Below are 18,250 nucleotides of genomic sequence, written 5' to 3'. Positions count from 1 at the left end.
TGTGCCGTTACCCCACTGATGTCGCGAAGTGCACTCTACTAATGTCGTTTTCGAAGATTCTTGGCCAGACTCGAAGCAAAAAGCAGGCTTCCCATGCGGTGAAGTGGAACGTGTTCACCCTTCGGATGTCGCACACCGACCTCAGTGCACCCTACAGATGTCGCATAGCGCTTTTGTCTCCGAGCCTTGTCAGATAAGGCTGAGCAGCTATCGCCAGTTCTTGGTCCGATAAAATCCAAGCTTTCAGCGATGGAAACGGCCGTTGTACTTTTGACGTGCAAGCCCGGCGCGACTTATCTGCCGCAGTTCAGCGCGGACGCACGAGGGCGAGACAAACAAGACGGAAATGCACTGTTCATACATACAGTATTGTGCCGTAGAAAACCCGTCAATTGAGCAAAATGCGCCGCCCGGCGACGAACTGTCCGCGCGCTGAATGAATTTCGACAACTTGCAAACCGCCCGCCACGAGCCGGACCGGTGACGACGCTACTGGCTAGCACTCGCCATTCAAGCCTTATGCTTCCGCGGTGTCGGGCTGATATAACCAAGGCTGGCCGGTGCCGAGCGCAAGAATTGCGAGCACTGCTCGTATCTGTTCATGGGCCTTCATCGTCGAGTTCGGTCATCGTTTGCGCTTTCAGCTACGCGGCCATCGTGTCAATGGCATCCTTGAGCGTGACGCGATGGCTGGTCCGCGCTTGCCTCAGGAAAATCTCGGCAATCCCTTTGGTGGGAATGCTCGCCTCAATGTGACGTAATTCCTCTAGACGGCACCATTTGCATCGCGCAATTTCGTTCGCGGGCACTGGCTCCGCCTTGGGACCAGCGCTCACGATGAACACAAAGTGCCGAGTCTGCAAGCCGCGAAACTGAAACGCATATCGCACCCCGCGCGCTACCCCTTTGAAGGCTGGATGCGGGTGTACTAACTGACCTCGTCATTCTTCAAGGTGGATTCGAGGTTCTGCCAGTAGTAAAAGATGTCCATTCAGCAAAGTCTGCAATCTCGATGTTATTGAGAGACAAACCCATGGTGGCTTAAGGTGGCTTGTCAATCGCTAACCAATCTTCGCTCCGGACGTTTCGCGCACCGGTTGGAACCCCGGAAGCTCCTCCGCGAGGATACGCAACCAGCCCGGGAGACCTCGTGCCTTCTCCAAAATAGCGCTCATGTGTTCCCGAACGAGAGTCACGCGCTCCATGGCTAGGGCGAGCATGAACTCCGGCAATGCCTCTCCTGCCGGCGCGTCATGCAAATCCATCAGCCTCAAGATAAGCCTCTGCATATCGCCACTGAGGTCCGGGCTGGCCGAGTAGTTCAATTCCGATTTGTATGCAGCTCGGAGTAGTGCCGCCTGGATTGCGGGGTCGTTGAACCGCGTGAAGTTCGCAGGCGAGATGAGAGTTTGCTGAAATAGCCCACTGATGAGACTCGTCTCGCTGTCCTTGCTCCCAGCAGCGCGGCACGCCTCGAGGAACACCGCAACTGTCAGCAACACGCCAGACCCTAAATCAATTCCCGCGAGTGGTGGAGACGGTTGCCACAGAAGAAATCCGGGAGACATTGCGGGCGGACTGTCAACGTACGATGGCATGAATGCCATTGGACCCGGCAGACCATTTCCTTCTCGGAATCTGAGCAATCGCCCGCTTAAGCCTTCCGGAGCTTCGATATCTTGGTCGGAACACTCGTCCACCACCTTCTTTACGAGCTGAGCCTCGGCGAACCAGTCCAAGTCTTGGTCAATTTTGCCAATCGGAAGTTCGATGCGCGCTTTGAACTGGTATCGACTATCGTCTGCGTTGAGTTGAAGGTCGTTCTGCAGTTCCTTCAATCTAGCGTCGCTCTCAGGGAGAACAGCTAATGCGAGATATAGACGCGGTCCCTTGGGTTGGGTCGCCCTCAATGACGCACTAATCTGTTTGAAAATGAATCCGTTGCCGAGTATGGGCGCGACGACCACCACGCTAGCACGGAGGATGAACGTCCGCATCTCGTCGCTCGGTCTATCCAAATCAGAGCTATTGAGAACTCGGATATCGGCCCCGGGCGATTTTTCAGTCAGAAGTGTGCGCGCCAACTCGGCCATGCGCTTCGCTTCGCCTTCGCCTGGCCGGCCCTTTTCAAGAGTGTCGACTGGATAGACCACTGCCGTATTACCAGCCGCCGCGTAGTTGGTAAGCCAGCTTCGCAATAAACACTCGCCGTTGGCGTTGTCGACGCAATACATGTCGACGAGTCTAGTCGTGTCGAAAGATAAAGACCAGAAAGACTGTCCGCCGGGGCGACGCCGCGCAACGAGGGCGACCCTATCGCTGGAGATTTTGGTCAGGATAGCTCGTCGAGGAGCGGGAAGCGCTTTGGCTGCCAACCGTACCGATTTTGGCTTGAAGTTCTGACTCAGAAAACGTTCGCCAATGATTCGAACTGCCTCACACCCCGGAGGAATCTCCCCAACATCGGTTTCGAACTGAGGCCGCAACCCTGCCAAAGATGACGGGCCCGTCAGTCGACGAGGTAAGTTAAACAAAATTTTACGACCATGCTCCGCCGCCTCTTTCTCAGCCAGTAGTTCTCGCGGTTCAAGGCCTAGAACTGTGAAACACTCGACGTGTCGATGCCCAAGTATCTCGAAGATGCGAGCCTCAAGGCCGCCAGAAGTTGACGCCGAGATAATGGCGAAAGCTGGACCAGAGTCAAGGCTAACCTCCTCCAATCCCTCATAGGAGCGGAAGCTTTCGATGACATACCGCCGTTGGGAGTCGATTGCCTTGCGCATTGAAATTAACGCTTGGGCAACGGGCCAAATTGCCATTGAATCAACTAACACGCGAACCTTGGCCTCGGGCAGCCCGTCGCAGTACTTGGTGAAAGAGTCTAACAGTCGAAGAGCGACGAACTCGATAGAGGCGGTGCAACTGAGTAGGCTTTCCGTGCGGATGAAGTGGGATGACACTCGGTTAGACAGTTTGGCGAAATAGAAGCCTTGGGGCGCTGCGGCAACAATGCTTCCCAGGTCAAACTCCGACTTTACGAAGCTCCGAAACGCCGGCGTCAGCACGTCTCGCAGGCCGTTAACCTCCATCTGATTTTCTTTAGCAACGTGGTAGACGCGCCCACCACTCGAGTAGGCAAAGAGCCACACGTTGCACAACCGTGAGACCACGTCGAACGAAGTGCCGTTGCTGTCGGGCATCTCTTGCTCTTCACGCAACCGCCTCGCAGCCTCCGTGTTGCCGAGAACGATGAGTTCAGGAGGCACGGGGTTCGCCGCAGACCAATTTCGAAAGCTCTCTCGAATTTCAGCCCAATCGGGCGTATCAGAGCCCAAGAACAAAAGCAGTGAATTCTTTGTGAACGACGTAGGGCCGGAAAATGGAATGAAAAGCATCGAGTTCACACCGGCAACAGGATGGAGTAAGCAGTGCCCTCAACAGGCCCGAGTTCTCGTTTCGACCATGGTCGGAGGAAGAACATCATCTTCCCCTCCTGCAAGAAGACATGTGTTCCATCTTCTAGCTTGACGTAGTCTGTCGCTAAGTTGTGGGTTCGCAACTGCGTATCGATGTCAGTGACCGCCGATTGCGTTCCGAAAAGGTACGCAAGCCTACCTGTACGTATGCGCAGGAACCCATTTCGCTTCATTAGGAGAGTAGCGATGCTAAACAAGCCTATGCCACGAAGCGAGTTGCCGGACGAGGTCCGCCACTTCTTGAAGCAATCGATGATTGCGTTTTCCTCTTCGACCACCGGGATGTCGGCCAAATTGTCCACTGAGCGCTTTGCCTCTGGGCGGCTCGCAAGCCAACGGCGCGCGAGCCCCGGTCCGGAGTCAACCATCGTTACTTCCATGAAGCCGAGCTTTCGCAAGGGGCCTTTGTGTGTACTCGGCGGCTCGTCTCTTTTCACGCGAGGGTGAGTCGTGAGACTATGCAAGAGGTACGAGTGAACGTGAGAATTTCCGCCTGCAAACATGTGCGCATTGTCGTCGTCAATCTGGCGCAGGCGCAGTGTTACCGCTCTGACGCCTTTGTCGTATTCAACTCCGTGGTGGTTAGCTCGCGCCCACCAGTCCGAATTTTCGACCAGCTCCCTGACGAGATGCGCTAATGGGTCGGAGACTTCGCGTAGATACTTCGCCGTCCAGTCTCCTGCAAGGTGAGCGAGCACGTCCTGAATCACAACACGGATGTCGCCTTCCGGTCGCACTCGCCATGTGGCTTTGTCACGCTCGTAGAACGGGCGAATAAACTCGCGCTTGCTCCCTTGGATACACATGAGGTTGGCGCGGGTCTCGCTTGTCTCGTGCGTCTGATGGAACTGAAAATTGTCCATTGCATCTAGAAACGTGCCGTATCCCTTCGCTTCTCGACGCTTAAGGGCGTGGCCGTCTCCATCTTGCAGATGGCCAGCGAGCACCCAGGCGGCCAGGATATAAGGCAGCCCAAGATGTTTCTGGAGGCTCGATTCAAAATTTTCTGCGGGAATGCGAATGTCCGAGAAGGTCGCGACAGCTTCGTTTTGGTAGTGTCGTGCCCATGTCACGACAAACTGGAGCAAAGCTGCTTCGGCGCAAAATGAGGTAACTCCAGCGGAAGCCATCGGGACGGCGAGTTCACGCCACTCTTGGTCGCCCAGAGTTGAAATTGCAGCCTCGATACTGTCGATATCCCTCTCTGGCAGTCTCATCTTCGCGTCCTGTTCGAAGTTTGCCCCCGTGGTGACCTACCCACTGCTACGCCCGAAATTGTAGCCTAGCGACGGTTGGCATCAGCGCCTGGTTTGCCATAATCCGGCTCGTCGGATTGGCTACCAGCGAAGTTTGTGAACAGTCCGAACTCCGGTTTATAGGACACCCTCAGTGGGCCGACACTGCCGAACTGATTCTTCGCGACAATCAATTCAGCGGCCCCCCTGTCGGACGAATCCCAGTTGTAGAACTCATCGCGGTAAACAAACATCACAACGTCGGACTCGTCAGCGAGTTCATGCCAGCTCTTCAGGTCCGCAGTGATAGGTCGCTTGTTCGGTCGTGACTCTACGACACGCGAAACTGGTGCGGTCACCAACACGGCGCAGTTCAGTTCGCGCGCGAGCGCTTTCAGCCCGCGCGCAATAACCTCCTCACGGGGACCAGCATGGGTCGAGGCTGTCATGTAGGAAACGGAATCAATCACGACCAAACCCAGATTACCTAGCTTCGTCTTGGCGGACAGACAGCGGCTTCGCAATGCGTCTAGGTCCAGTTCGGTGCTGTCATCGAACATTATTTGAGCGTCGGAAAGCAACTTTACTGAGTGAGTCATGCCGACCCAGTCGGCATCGGTGAGCCGACCTTGCTGAAATCGATGGTGTGCGATTCGACCGATAATCGACACAAGTCGCTTCATCACTTCAACTCGGGCCGTTTTGGTACTAAATATCAGCACTGGCAGCCCTATTTCTGCGACTGAAGCGCAAACGCTTAGTGACAAATCGGTCAGTCCCATTTCGGGGCGGGCAGCAAGTGTGACCAATTGTCCGCGGTGGAGGCCGTCGGTGACGCGGTCTAGGTCTACTAGCCCATACGAAATGCCCCCAATGTTATCTGATTGGTATCGCTCGTTGATACCGTCGACCATCTCCGACAGCGTCTCCTGTAGAGAGGCCATTTCCACCGGCTCGTGCCTCCTGCTCTTTCGTTCCAAGAGCTCATCGACCACCTTGCGCAAGCCGCGTGATACGTCGCGCCAAGCTAAATCTTCGTTCGGCCATTCCGAGACTGAGACGGCATCCTTGGGCAGCCCCTGGATAGTCATTATTGGCTCGTCCGTGAGGTCGACCGGGCGCACGAAGACAGGTATAACGACGGCGCTCTCCGCCTCGTGTCGTGTCAAAGCAAGCGCCAGTTCCTTTTCGTAACAGTACCCGGAAGCAATGAAGCTCGGGCTTAGCAAAAGAAGGATTACATCCGCCTGCTCAATGTTGCGGTCAATGTCTGTCGTCCAAGATGTGCCTGGGACAATCTTCCTATCGCACCAGTGCGAAATTTTTCCTGCCCGCAGGAGGACCGCCAGATGCTCTTCCAGGCTTTCCTTGAAGCGCTCGTCCTTGTGCGAATAGCTAATAAAGACAGAGACCGCGAGAGATTCATCAATCATGGCAGTCCTTGGGACACTGACTTGGATTGTTGGTAAGTATCCTCCCGACTTCACGGCGGCAGAAAACGTGAGATACCGGAAGCGGGACGGTTGCGAAATGATGACAGCTTCCGCCACAGAATTGGTAAATGGCAGGCAGGAGGCCGCCTACCGACGGCGCGGTCTTGGCATGATTATGAGCATCAGAGTCGCCGAACTTGCCACCTTCTCGCTTCTCGAATTGGAAGCGAGGGCGTTTCAGCAGGCGGTGTCACAGTCCTTGGACATCTCAGTTTCCGTTGGAGCCAACACACGTGAGAGCTGCAGGAATACAGCGACTGCAGCTATCGCTATTGCCAGCGCGCTTTTATCGCCGGCCGTTCGTTGCACTGGAATTTCGTCGGTGAATTCGTCGACCGTCCCCTCGCGCCACTGCGGATTCGGAAAAAGGAGCACGTTTCTGGCGATGTCTCCGCCTGACTGGTCCGGCGCGTGCAAAGCCGGCCGCACCGCCTCTTTCCGGAACCGCTGTTCCAGATGTTCCCATACCACTTCATGGATGTCGGCCATCGACATGTATTGTCGGGCGCGGGGCCGCCCGGCTTTCAGCGCGTGGAGCAACGCGCCGCTGAACATCGTGTATTGGTCCTCGCGCGGCACGAGCGCCTCCACGTCACGGTCCGCAGCACAGTAAAGCGCCGTCCCTTTCGTGGGAACGGATTTGACCTGGACCTCGCGTGTCGTCAGCAGCGCCTTCGTCCTGTCGGAAAGTGCTTTTTGCGCGTTGGCTCTCGAATTCCCCATGTGGATGAACGCCATGCCAGCGAAGCACGAATCCAGAATCACAAATTTGCGCATTTCGCTGGCTTCAGTTCGCAACAAGCGCGCGAGCAACCGAAACTCTAATGAAGTAAACTCCGGATGGTCATCTGTGGTCGACGACAGAGCAAGGTAGTAGTCGGTCGGGTCACTGCTCGCGGGATACCCGTGCCCGATGTAATAGACGATGAGATTCACGGAGGCGAGGGAACCGAAGCGCGCGTGAACGTCCATCTTCAGGAAAGCAGACATCTGGGTGAGGAGCACCGACGCCGGCTCCGGCGCGTTGAAGAGGTCCAGAATGCAGGAGACTTTTAGCGTATCTCGCAGATACAGCTTAATGGCCTCTTTCGAATTGAGAAACGACTTCGTTTCACCGAATTCCTTATGCTGCGGATACGCCGAAGCGCCAAGCAGGATTGCCGCAGTAGGCGTCTCAACCACAGCTGAGGGTGGCGGCTTATCTTTCCCGGCGGATGGTCGCAGGTCCCACTCGGCCGGCGAGTAGAACATTGGCCTGTCTCGCCAAGCGGACAGGGCTTCAGGGTATGGCGGGACGGTACCCATTGCGTCAAACAGACCGTTGTGGGACACCTCGGGCATTTTCACCTCGAACCGGCCGCTCAAAAGGCACGCCGCCTGTACTGCGTCGTGATAGATAAAAATAAAGACTTGTTTCGAGAGACGTCAATGCCCGCGTCGTCAATCGGCGCAAAGACCGGCCCAAGCTTGCTGTCGCTGAGTAAGCCTTGGACTACCTCATTGAGGTCCGCCAACGACAACGGTTGCTGATGCGCTCGGCCTACGAGAAGCGCATGAAGAACTGCGCCGGTAAACGCGGTCAGCGACCTCCCCGGTTTAGGCGTGAACGACTGAGCAGTGGTGCAATAGAGCACTGTACCGCCCTCCTGGTCCTGCCCATCACCACGTTCCAGAAAGGCTTCCTCGCCCACGGCGACGAGCTCTCCGTCCTCTGCTCCAAAATTCTTGAGTAAGTCGGAAATCATTTGCCCGGAGTCAACAATCACAATCTTCTGCAAATCTGGCCCAGACTCGCTGAGTACGTGAGCAAGGTCACGAAAAGAAAAAACGGCTGAACCGGGAGTACTCGCGTAGTCCGCTGGTCGGAAAAGAAGATAGTCCCTTGCACCTTTTACGCTAGTGGACCGACCGTATCCAACATAGTAGACGATGAGAACGCGCTTCTGTCGGGGATGAGCGACGAGCCGGTCTCTCAAAAACTCTGCTATTCGTTCGAAGACTCGTCGCTCCGGCTCTGGCGCGTCAAACAAATCAAGAACTTCGTCAACGCCCAGATTGTTCGATAGATAAGAGGTGAAGGCAGCCTTGGTGGCACGAAGGAGAGCGGCTGTTGGACCGTCGGGACGTTCAGGGTGAACTGAAGTGCCGAGCAAAATGGCCCCCGCCCGAACGAATTGCGCTTGCGCCGACCTCCATTGGGCATTAGGAAAGAGATAGACTTTAGAGGCAATGTTTCCGCCGGACTGGTCCGGAGCGTGCAGTGCTGGGCGGATAGCCTCCTTCTTGTATCGCTCTGATAGATGTTCCCATACAGCCTCGTGAATATCGTCGAGCGACAGAAATTCCTTAGACCGTACGCTGCCAGACGTGAGCACGTGAAGCAGCGCCCCGCTGAACATCGTGTACTCGTAGCCTGGTGGCGCGAGCGCGGCGGCGTCTCTGTCTGCCGCGCAATAGAGGGCGGTGCCACGCGTCGGGACCTCCAGCTCCTGTCGCTCGGTTGCGCCTAGGACCGCGCTCGTCCTTGCCGATAGAATGGATTGCGCATTATCCTCGGAACCCATATGCCCGAGCGCAATTCCCGCATAACAGGCGTCGATAATCACAAACTTGCGCATCGTGCTCGCCTCGGTCCGCAGGACACGCGCGAGGGTTCGAAAGTCGAGCGAGGTGAAATCCGGGTGTTTTTCCGTCGTTGACGCCAGCGCAAGAAAATACTCGGAAGGGTCCTCTCGCGCGGGGTATCCGTGTCCGATGTAGTAGACGATTAGGTTGACCGAAGACAGCGTTCCGAATCGAGTCCGGAGGTCTGTGTCGATAAAAGTCGAAATCTTTGATAGCTGAACAGGCTGCAAGTCTTCGGAACCGAACAAGTCCAGAATGACATCAACTTTCAGGGTCCGGACGAGATAGCCCTTGAATGCTTCCTTGGAATTCAAAAACGATTGTGTTTGACCGAACCCAGGGTGATAGGGAAATGACCATGCGCCAAGCAGGATGGCTGCAATGCGGGTTTCTTGTCGAGGTGCTAACTGGCCCGACTCAACGGGCTCTCGCGTCTTGATGACCAACTTCTGCCTGCCCGCCATATGGAAATTCCCGCCCCCCCATTCACCTTGAAAAGTGGGCGCCTGAGCCGCCCTGCTTTCCGGCGAATCCTTCGAAGGCTTTTTCTCGGACATGCCAGACCCCTCTAAATGTGGCTTCTCGCTAAGGAGTCGGACATCGACCGTCTAGGCCACGCCTTTGTTTTCGCGCTCGGCCGCTCCTTGTTCCGCCGCGGCTTTCGCAATCTCAGGGTACTTGCGCATCAGAAATTGCAGAATTAACCGCTCGGCATCCTCCGGGCTGAGATTGCTTTGTTGGGTCTCGCCCGCCAGGTCCTTCATCGCAACGGTGCGACGCCGCTTTCGCATCCAGACGGCAATCTGCCGAGCGAGGTCTTTTGCCGCCTCGTACAACATAACGCCCGCCATCTCTGCGAGTATCGGCCCGACAATCAGAAGGACGGCGCCGAGGCTTTGGGTCGTCGGGTCTCGCTTCGTCCGGCGCGGCTCGAAGTGCTCAACAGTCGCCTGCAGATGCGTAAGCAAATCGTTGGCAAGCAACTCGGACTCTCTGGGGGAATCCGCCTCGACGACAATCTCGACCACTTCAACCTCGGCTCGGGTCATGGCAGTTCGCCTTTATTGGTGACCTGAAAAAGCATAGGCCGCGAATGCGCTTTTTCAACATTGAAAATCAACTGATTGGAACTGTTTTTTCTACGCCTATATGTTTGGAAATCCTGTACGTGTTGATTTGCGGATTCGGCGGCGCCGCGCCTGGCAGAGCGGGTCTTGCACAACTCCATCGATTTCTGAACGGTCGTGCTTGCGTGGTTGTCGTCTCGCCGGTGAACGGCGTTTGCATCTCGCTCTGCCGAACAGCGACACTGACGTCTTTCACTCCCGTTTCGCAATCTGTTGCGCTAGCTGCTCGAGGAGGCACTCGTCGAGCATGAACCGTCGCATCGTGCCGCAACGTCTGTTGCGTAGGCTACCGTCAGCCTCCTAACGATTGACGTCGTCAACACCTTGCGCCGACCGTGCGGCCGTGTTCCCGCCCAAAGAACGTCGGCGCGCCCGCCTTGCCGCGCGCCACGGATATCATCGTTCGTCGCATCACCGAACTCATTCCGCAGAGTCGACACGAAATCCGCAATCTCCAGCATCGGGTGCTTTCGCACAAGCATATCCAAACGCATCTCCTCTGACGACCTAAAAGGGGCAATTCATTCCTTCGAATTTTGAGTTACGATACTGTATAAATATACAGTGTTTGCGTGACATGGCCGCCTTGCCCCAGCACATTGAGTCGCTTCATCCGAGCCTCTGGCGCGGGTCTCAGCTCGCCCGTGCGTACGGCAGGACGGTCGATACGGGGTATGCGGCCCTGAGCGCCGAGCTGCCCGGCGGCGGCTGGCCACTGGGAGCGTTGGTGGAGTTGCTCGTCCAGCAGCCAGGGATAGGCGAGATGCGGTTGTTGAGGCCAGCGCTCTCCGAATTGAGCGCACGACCAGTGGTGCTTTTGCAGGCACCGCACGTTCCTAACGCCTTGGCGTTTTCGTTTCTCGGGCTGCCGATGAACCAGCTGATGAGACTGCGAGCGCCGAAGACGGCGGATGCGCTCTGGTGCGCCGAGCGCGTGCTTCAGGCCAAAACCTGCGGCGCCCTCGTGTTCTGGCAACAGCGCATCCGGGCAGAAGCTCTGCGACGGCTTCACCTTGCGGCGCAGGCGACGGAAACCTTGCTGGTGCTAATCAGGCCGCTGGCCAGCGCTCAAGACGCATCGCCGGCCACGCTCCGGCTGGGAGTCCGACCGGCTGACGGCGGCCTCGTCGTCGATGTTGTAAAGCGACGAGGCCCGACACGAACCGAAACATTGTCCGTCGCCCTGCAACCGTCACCGATTCTGCTCAGCCCTTATGGCCGTGTTCGTCGCCATCTTCCTGCCCCGGCTTTCGCTGGAGGTGTTCCGTCAGCGGTGGTTACCGCCGACTGAGCACGGGTGCGTTGTGCTGGAGCGCGACAAGGTGATTGTGATGGACTCGGTAGCGGGGGAAGCTGGGGTGCTCCCAGGAATGAAGCCAGGCGGAGTGACAACGCTTTCGCCTGACGCAGCGGTCTACGACAGAAGTGTGGAACGAGAGCGGGAGATGCAGCGAGAAGTCGCTTTCGGCCTATTGCGCTTCTCGCCACAGGTTGCTCTTTGCGATGAAGAAACCATCGTAGTCGACGTGACGGCAAGCCTGCGTCTGTTTGGCGGCATCCGCAGTATCTGTTCGCAGTTGCGAAACGTTGTGAAGTCGATAGGCGTGACGGCCCGCACGAGCGTCGCTCCGACAGGGCAAGGCGCATGGCTGCTGGCCAAGCGTGGCCGATGCCGCGTGCTCAAGATGCGCTCGCTCGAGCGAAATCTCGATGCGCTTCCGTTCATAGTCGTGCAAGAGGTTCGCGCGTTTTCGGATTGGTTTCATGGTCTCGGTTGCCGAGCATTGAGTGACATCCGGCGCCTCCCACGTGCTGGGCTGAAGAAAAGGTGCGGTGTGGACTTGCTTGATTCTCTCGACCGCGCCTACGGCCTTTCGCCAGAGCTGTATCAGTGGCTGGAGGTACCACCGACCTTCAGCACGAGGACCGAACTGCCCGACCGAGTCGAACACGCTGAAGCCGTGCTTTTCTCCGCGCGAAGGCTCATCGTGCAGCTTTGTGGCTGGTTGAGCGCGCAGCAACTCGCGCTGACACACGCCACTGTATCCCTCGAGCACGAACGCGGCCGACAAGCCGTTGAGCCCACCACTCTTGAAATCGCTCTTGCTGAGCCGACCTGGCATGAAGAGCATCTCGTGCGCTTGCTCAAGGAGCGGCTCGGACGCACTGAACTGCCGGCTGCTGTGCTTGCCGTTCGACTGACTGCTTCCAAAGTGGAACCGGCCGAGCCGCCGAGCGACTCGCTGTTTCCCGAACCTGGCGGGTCTTCCGAAGACCACAACCGCCTTATCGAACTCCTCGTTGCGAGACTTGGCGCAGAGAACGTGTTGCGGCCGGCGCCGACCTCCGACCACAGGCCGGAACACGCAAATCGTTGGGTGCCGGTTCAGGACGAGGCGAAGCCGACCATACCGCCGGCAGGACTGCCGCGTCCGACTTGGTTGCTAGACGAGCCCGTTCGCCTCATGGTGAAGAACCATCGACCGTTCTATGGCTCGCCGCTCAAGCTCGTTTCAACTGGCGAGCGCATTGAAGGAGGTTGGCATGACCGCGAACTGGTTACCCGCGACTATTACGTCGCCGAGGCGGCCGACAAAAGCTGCTACTGGATTTATCGCGAACGGCCGAGCGTAACTTCGGAAGAAGTGCGCTGGTTCCTCCACGGCTTGTTCGGGTAAGCAGGTGTCGTCGTGGACTTCCCCTCGTTGGCGTTGCCGGATTACGCGGAGCTATTCGCGTTCACCAACTTCTCTTTCCTCCGCGGCGCTTCCCATGGCGAGGAACTTGTCTTGCGTGCTTCGCAGCTCGGATATTCGGGGCTTGCCGTCACCGATGAGTGTTCGCTGGCCGGCGTAGTCCGCGCTCATGTCCAGGCGAAGGAGGAAAAGCTTCCGCTCATCATCGGGTCATTCTTTCAGCTTGTGAACGCGGACAAGAGTCCAGCGTTTGGACTCATCCTGCTTGCCCAGAATCGCAACGGCTACGGCAATCTTTCTGAGCTCATCACGTTAGGGCGCATGCGGGCAGCCAAGGGCGAGTACCTGCTGACGCCACATGACATCTCAAGGCCCGAGAGAGAACATGCGCACTTGAGAGGCATGCCAGACTGCCTCGCTATCCTGGTGCCCGAATTCCCTGCAAAGGAAGACGCGCTCGCTGTGCAACTCGAGTGGATGAACGACGTTTTTGCTGAACGCGCCTGGGTGGGCCTCACGTTGCACCAGCGCGCGATGGACGACATTCATCGCGGTACCGTCGAGTTCGTGGCGGACCAATACCGGGTACCCGTCGTAGCGACCGGAAACGTCGTCATGCACGTGCGCTCAAGGAAGCCACTGCAGGATACGATGACGGCGATTCGAATCGGAAAGCCCGTCGCAGATTGTGGCTATGACCTCGCGCCGAACGCGGAAGGACATCTTCGGTCGCGACTGCGTCTTGCAAATCTGTATCCGCCGCACACGCTCTCGGAGACGCTCAACATCCTAGAGCGATGCAATTTCTCGTTAGATGAGCTTCGATACGAGTATCCGGATGAGCTCGTGCCAGAAGGCTTCACTCACGAAGCGTATCTGAGGCAGGAAACCTACATCGGGGGCCATCGCCGGTTTCCTGGCGGCATTCCGCACGCGGTTCAAGAGCAAATCGAGCATGAGCTACAGCTCATTCGCGAGCTCCAGTACGAGGCTTACTTCCTCACGGTCTACGACATCGTCCGCTTTGCGCGCAGTCAACACATCCTGTGTCAAGGCCGCGGGTCAGCTGCGAACAGTGCGGTCTGTTATTGCCTCGGCGTAACCGAAGTCGACCCGTCGCGCGGCAGCATGCTCTTCGAACGTTTCATCAGTAAGGAGCGTGGTGAACCGCCGGACATCGACGTGGATTTCGAGCATCAGCGGCGTGAGGAGGTCATTCAATACATCTATCGGAAGTATGGGCGCGACCGAGCCGCGATTGCAGCGGCAGTTTCGACGTATCGTCCGCGCGGCGCGCTTCGCGAAACCGGCAAAGCGCTCGGCATCGACCCGCAAATCGTCGATAAAGTCGCCAAGTCACATCAGTGGTTCGACCATTCGCAGGACCTTCTTCGACGGTTCGCGGAGTCTGGCTTAGACCCCGAGAATCCGCTCATCGATTTGTGGGCGTCGTTGGCAGCGCAAATTCTCAATTTTCCGCGCCATCTGTCGCAACACTCAGGTGGCTTCGTCATCAGTCGCGGGAAGCTGACAAGGCTCGTTCCTGTTGAGAACGCGGCGATGGCGGACAGGTCGGCGATTCAATGGGACAAGGATGACCTGGAGGCGCTCGGTCTTCTGAAGATTGATGTCCTGGCGCTCGGCATGCTGTCGGCGATTCGTCGCACGCTCGACATCGTGTCGGAGCAGCGTGGCGAGCGGTTCGAGATGCAGGACATCCCGCCTGAGGACGACGCCACATACGAGATGATTTCTCGCGCAGACACGATGGGCGTCTTCCAGATTGAGTCGCGCGCACAGATGAGCATGCTACCTCGCATGAAGCCACGGGAGTTCTACGACCTCGTCATCGAAGTGGCCATTGTGAGACCAGGCCCAATCCAGGGCGGTGCAGTGCATCCATATTTGCGACGCCGCCAAGGAATCGAACCTGTCACATACCCAAGCGAAGCGTTAAAGGTCGCCCTCGGTCGAACACTCGGCGTGCCCATCTTTCAAGAGCAGGTCATGCAAGTCGCCATTCTGGCTGCTGGCTTTACTCCGGGCGAAGCGGACCAACTCCGCCGAGCGATGGCAGCGTGGAAACGCAAGGGTGGCCTCGACCGCTACTACGACCGTATCGTTAATGGGATGATGGAACGAGGGTACGAGCGCGACTTTGCTGAGTCAATCTTTCAGCAGATTCATGGCTTCGGCGAGTATGGCTTCCCTGAGAGTCATGCTGCATCCTTCGCGTTGCTCGTCTACGCGAGCAGCTGGCTGAAATGCCACGAGCCGGAGGCGTTTCTCGCTGCGATGCTGAATAGCATGCCGCTTGGTTTTTACTCGGCTTCGCAGCTCATCCAGGATGCGCAACGACACGGCGTAAAGGTCCTTCCAGCAGACGTCACAATCTGCGGCTGGGATTCGGTTCTCGAGTGCCATGATGCTCGAGCGAAGCCAGCAGTTAGACTCGGTCTGTCTCTGCTAAAGGGAATGAAGGATGGCGCCGCCGAGCGCATCGAAGCCGCAAGAGCAGTTCAGGTGTTCACAAGCGTCAGTGATTTGGCAAAACGCGCTCAGCTGGACAGGAAAGACCTCCAGGTTCTTGCGGCCGCGAATGCGCTTTCATCACTGGCTGGCAATCGCCGCGAAGCGCTCTGGCAATCGGTCGCCGCTGTGCCAGACCGCGACCTTCTCCTCGATGCGCGCGTAGATGATGGAACGCCCGCGCTCGGCGCACCGTCCGAAGCGGAAGACATCATTGCTGACTTCAACTCAATGAGTCTCACGCTCGGCCGTCACCCGCTTTCGCTCTTGCGGCCAACTCTTCTTGAACAACGTCTTGTGCCTGCGTCAACGCTTATGACCTATCCGAATGGCCGGCTCGCTCGCGGATGCGGACTCGTGACCGTGCGTCAACGGCCAGGTACGGCAAAGGGCGTTATGTTCGTGACTATCGAAGACGAGACAGGAAATGTGAACGTCATCATTTGGCCTTCTCTGCTCGAGAAGTTTCGGCGTGAAGCGCTCGGTGCGGCGCTACTTGCGGTGTACGGGACGTGGCAGTGCGAAGGCGAAGTACGACATCTAGTTGCGCAGAGACTCGTCGACCTGTCTCACTTGCTCGGCGGGCTCACTACGGTGAGCCGCAATTTCTGCTAATACATATTGGCGTAATCAAGCGGTTTATGGCAACTGGTCAACGCCCGATTGAGTGCATCTGCGCCTCTTCCTAAATTTTTGAGCTGCCACGCAAGATTGCGCTAGCAAGCTCCCGCGCGCCCTCTAAGTGCGCCGGCGCAATCGACAAAAGTCGGTCAAACTTGCTTTGTATATCTCCGACATCACCTTGCTGCGGAAAGTCATCAACCTTACCCTTTTGGCGTGGGAAAATAGCACTACTAGATGGAGAAGGCGGGGTTAACATGTTGACGAATGAGGGCGCTGATGACGCCGAAATCATCATTCGACCTGCCGCAGGCGGGGTCTGGCGTGTAGAGTTTCCTCGTAAAGACGGCGTCTTTGTCAGGGAAGCAAGCGACCAGGACGAAGCGCTGTCGCTTGCACGACAATTACGCCCAAAAGCTCAAATTCGTTTCCTCCCCGCGGAAGAGTCCTCAGAGACGCTGCATGATGAGTTGCCCCTCTCGAACAAGCGACGAGGAGCTGAAGATTTTGCCTAGAAGAACCGCATGAGAGGTTTCTACGGCATCAGGCTCGCGTCATGCTGAATGTGGTTAGCTCTCATTCTCGAAGGCTGACCATGAAAATAACTATTACAGCCCACACTGCCGCGGAGAGTGGGGACAAAGAGTCGCACCGTTTCCACTTTCTCGTAGAGGATGACGGTACCGAGGCTCGAACGGACTCCATCACTCTGCGCACTGCTCGCGTGTTCGTCCGCGAACTAGCCAACCACACGGGACTGGACGCGATGATGCGGAAAATTGTCGAGACATCAGAGAGTGATTACGGAACCCTGATTGGCGCTTGCTTCGAAGGCCATTAGCCGACCCTTGCTGGTTCGATTGGTCGAGGACCTGTGCCTGAAACGGCTGCGCGGGATGCTAGCGTGCTACACCACGTTTTTCCCGAGAAAAAGGCGCTGCTCCGGGTCGAGGTCCGCGCTGGTGGAAATAGCCGGCTCGAATCCCGTGCGCCAGAAGAACCGCTTTCCCGACCGGTTCGTTCTCGACATTTCGACCATGAGAGTATGGTAGCCGGCTTTTGCGGCATTCGACTCCAGTCCCGCCAACACAGCTCTTCCGATGCCAGCGTTTGGCATTCGACTATATATGCAGACGAGCTCAGCGACACCGAAATCGAGCCGCCTGTATGCCCCACAACCAATAGCCTCACCCTTCAAGGTTCGAGCAATAAGAAAACGCCCTCGGGCAGAGCTTATTTCACTTTGCGAGAAGCGTGACTTTGCGCTGACGCCCGAGTAGAGGGCTTGCATTGCTGCCATCTCGTCGAGTAGCACACGCCCGTCGTAGGACCATATGCCTTCTCGTTGAACGAGCACAGTCAGGGAAGCAGATGTCATACGAATGTCCAGTGGCGGTTGTTCCCGTCAAACAGCAAGAAGAGAGCCACAGACACCTGTCAGCAGGAGAATTCCAGGTTTCTCTTTTTCGGACGGCACCTGACGTGGCTCCGAGTGCGAGTCGAACTGGGCCGGACAACGCCTCTTTCGGCCGGTCGAATTCAATGCGGTAACCATGCGAGCACAATGGCCGAATCCAAGCATTTGCTTTTCAGATTTTCCGGTCAAATACACCGGTCGTGGTCGGAAAGTATAGAAATGATTTTTAAAACTCGTATGGGCGAGGTTTTGCGTGCAACAATGAACACACGGAGCCGGCATCCAGGTCAAGAGCGTAGAAATCGTGCGAACACTAAAGGCGCGCACGACGTTGCAAGACATTCGCACTTGCGATATCGGCGGCTGGCACATCAAATCTCCTCGCAATGCCGGGGGCATCGGCTGCCGTCGTTAGCCCGAGACCTATCGCGTTGAAACGTGCCTGGCGGCTACAGTCTTCCGCACATACTCGCGTCCGTCTGGTAGCGCAGTAAGTCAGGTGAGCAGCGACAGGGGCTATGGCACTTTTCCAAGGCAGATGCGACTACGGGCCCGAGTCGCGAAACAAAATCCGTCCTTCCTTCCGAATAGGCCGAATTACTGGCAGACCCGTCGAACATCGCGACGGCGTTTGGCGCTTTCGAGGGCGCACGATGGCCACAAAAAATCAGCAAGCCTTTCCATGCGTCGTTGTCCGCAAAGAAAGCGGCGGCGTCTGGAGCATCGCGTTGCCTCACGCCGAACGGCCAGGCGACCAATTCATCACATTCGCGAAGGATGAGGAAGAGGCCGTCTGGCTCGCGGCCCTGCTTCGCCAAGGGATGGAAGTACAAATCGTCGATTAAGACGCGTTCGCCTCGGCAGGACGTTTGCATGCTGCTCGTCGTCGCGCGCTTGTGCCTTTTTTCGACGCTCGATATCACGGCATCTGCTACTGCAAATTCGAGGACCAGGCGGTGCTGCGACCGCTTTGACAGGAGCGTCGGTGGCCACTCTGCACGAACTGATTCCAACCCCGCAGCAAAGGTACG

12 protein-coding genes are annotated in these 18,250 nt (G+C 57.1%); 5 read left to right on the top strand and 7 right to left on the bottom strand.

The window, feature by feature from the left end; all coding sequences use genetic code 11:
• Positions 1-1,061 precede the first annotated feature (1,061 nt).
• From IAG25_RS39760 to IAG25_RS39735, 6 genes are all read right to left on the bottom strand, one after another.
• The gene (locus tag IAG25_RS39760) at positions 1,062-3,266 is read right to left on the bottom strand and encodes a hypothetical protein (RefSeq protein ID WP_222946863.1); all 2,205 of its coding nucleotides are present in this window, start codon (positions 3,264-3,266) and stop codon (positions 1,062-1,064) included.
• Between the two features lie 134 nt (positions 3,267-3,400).
• Entirely contained in the window at positions 3,401-4,693 is a 1,293-nt protein-coding gene (locus IAG25_RS39755; protein ID WP_187609731.1) for a hypothetical protein, read from the bottom strand.
• 65 nt (positions 4,694-4,758) lie between these two features.
• Complete coding sequence (locus IAG25_RS39750) at positions 4,759-6,144, bottom strand: DnaB-like helicase C-terminal domain-containing protein (RefSeq protein ID WP_187609730.1); 1,386 nt, start codon at positions 6,142-6,144, stop codon at positions 4,759-4,761.
• Between the two features lie 237 nt (positions 6,145-6,381).
• Positions 6,382-7,455, bottom strand: coding sequence for a hypothetical protein (locus IAG25_RS39745; RefSeq protein ID WP_222946862.1), 1,074 nt, complete (start codon positions 7,453-7,455; stop codon positions 6,382-6,384).
• Between the two features lie 110 nt (positions 7,456-7,565).
• Positions 7,566-9,386, bottom strand: a complete 1,821-nt coding sequence (locus tag IAG25_RS39740; protein WP_187609728.1) for a hypothetical protein — start codon at positions 9,384-9,386, stop codon at positions 7,566-7,568.
• 51 nt (positions 9,387-9,437) lie between these two features.
• Positions 9,438-9,878 (bottom strand): hypothetical protein, encoded by a 441-nt coding sequence (locus tag IAG25_RS39735; RefSeq protein WP_187609727.1) that lies wholly within the window; start codon positions 9,876-9,878, stop codon positions 9,438-9,440.
• Positions 9,879-10,533: 655 nt separating this feature from the next.
• On the opposite strand from IAG25_RS39735, the gene imuA reads away from it, so the two are divergent.
• The 4 genes from imuA (at position 10,534) to IAG25_RS39715 (ending at position 16,317) form a co-directional block, all read left to right on the top strand.
• Positions 10,534-11,247 (top strand): translesion DNA synthesis-associated protein ImuA, encoded by a 714-nt coding sequence (gene imuA / locus IAG25_RS39730; RefSeq protein ID WP_187609726.1) that lies wholly within the window; start codon positions 10,534-10,536, stop codon positions 11,245-11,247.
• A complete protein-coding gene (locus IAG25_RS39725) occupies positions 11,171-12,634 on the top strand; it encodes a Y-family DNA polymerase (RefSeq protein ID WP_187609725.1) in 1,464 nt (487 codons plus the stop codon). The genes imuA and IAG25_RS39725 overlap by 77 nt, the downstream gene beginning before the upstream one ends.
• A 12-nt stretch (positions 12,635-12,646) precedes the next feature.
• Positions 12,647-15,796 (top strand): error-prone DNA polymerase, encoded by a 3,150-nt coding sequence (locus IAG25_RS39720; RefSeq protein ID WP_187609724.1) that lies wholly within the window; start codon positions 12,647-12,649, stop codon positions 15,794-15,796.
• 263 nt (positions 15,797-16,059) lie between these two features.
• A complete protein-coding gene (locus IAG25_RS39715; RefSeq protein WP_187609723.1) occupies positions 16,060-16,317 on the top strand; it encodes a hypothetical protein in 258 nt (85 codons plus the stop codon).
• 392 nt (positions 16,318-16,709) lie between these two features.
• Here IAG25_RS39715 and IAG25_RS39710 read toward each other — a convergent pair whose 3' ends face one another.
• On the bottom strand, positions 16,710-17,093 hold the full coding sequence (locus IAG25_RS39710) for a GNAT family N-acetyltransferase (protein WP_222946860.1): 384 nt from the start codon (positions 17,091-17,093) through the stop codon (positions 16,710-16,712).
• A 779-nt stretch (positions 17,094-17,872) separates the two neighbouring features.
• Here IAG25_RS39710 and IAG25_RS39705 point away from each other — a divergent pair.
• A complete protein-coding gene (locus IAG25_RS39705) occupies positions 17,873-18,064 on the top strand; it encodes a hypothetical protein (protein WP_035505920.1) in 192 nt (63 codons plus the stop codon).
• The last annotated feature ends 186 nt before the right edge of the window (positions 18,065-18,250 follow it).

It is taken from the genome of Caballeronia sp. EK, assembly GCF_014384845.1.
Classification (GTDB): domain Bacteria; phylum Pseudomonadota; class Gammaproteobacteria; order Burkholderiales; family Burkholderiaceae; genus Caballeronia; species Caballeronia jiangsuensis.
The sequence above is the reverse complement of the archived record's forward strand: the minus strand, read 5'-3'. Positions and strand labels throughout refer to the sequence as shown.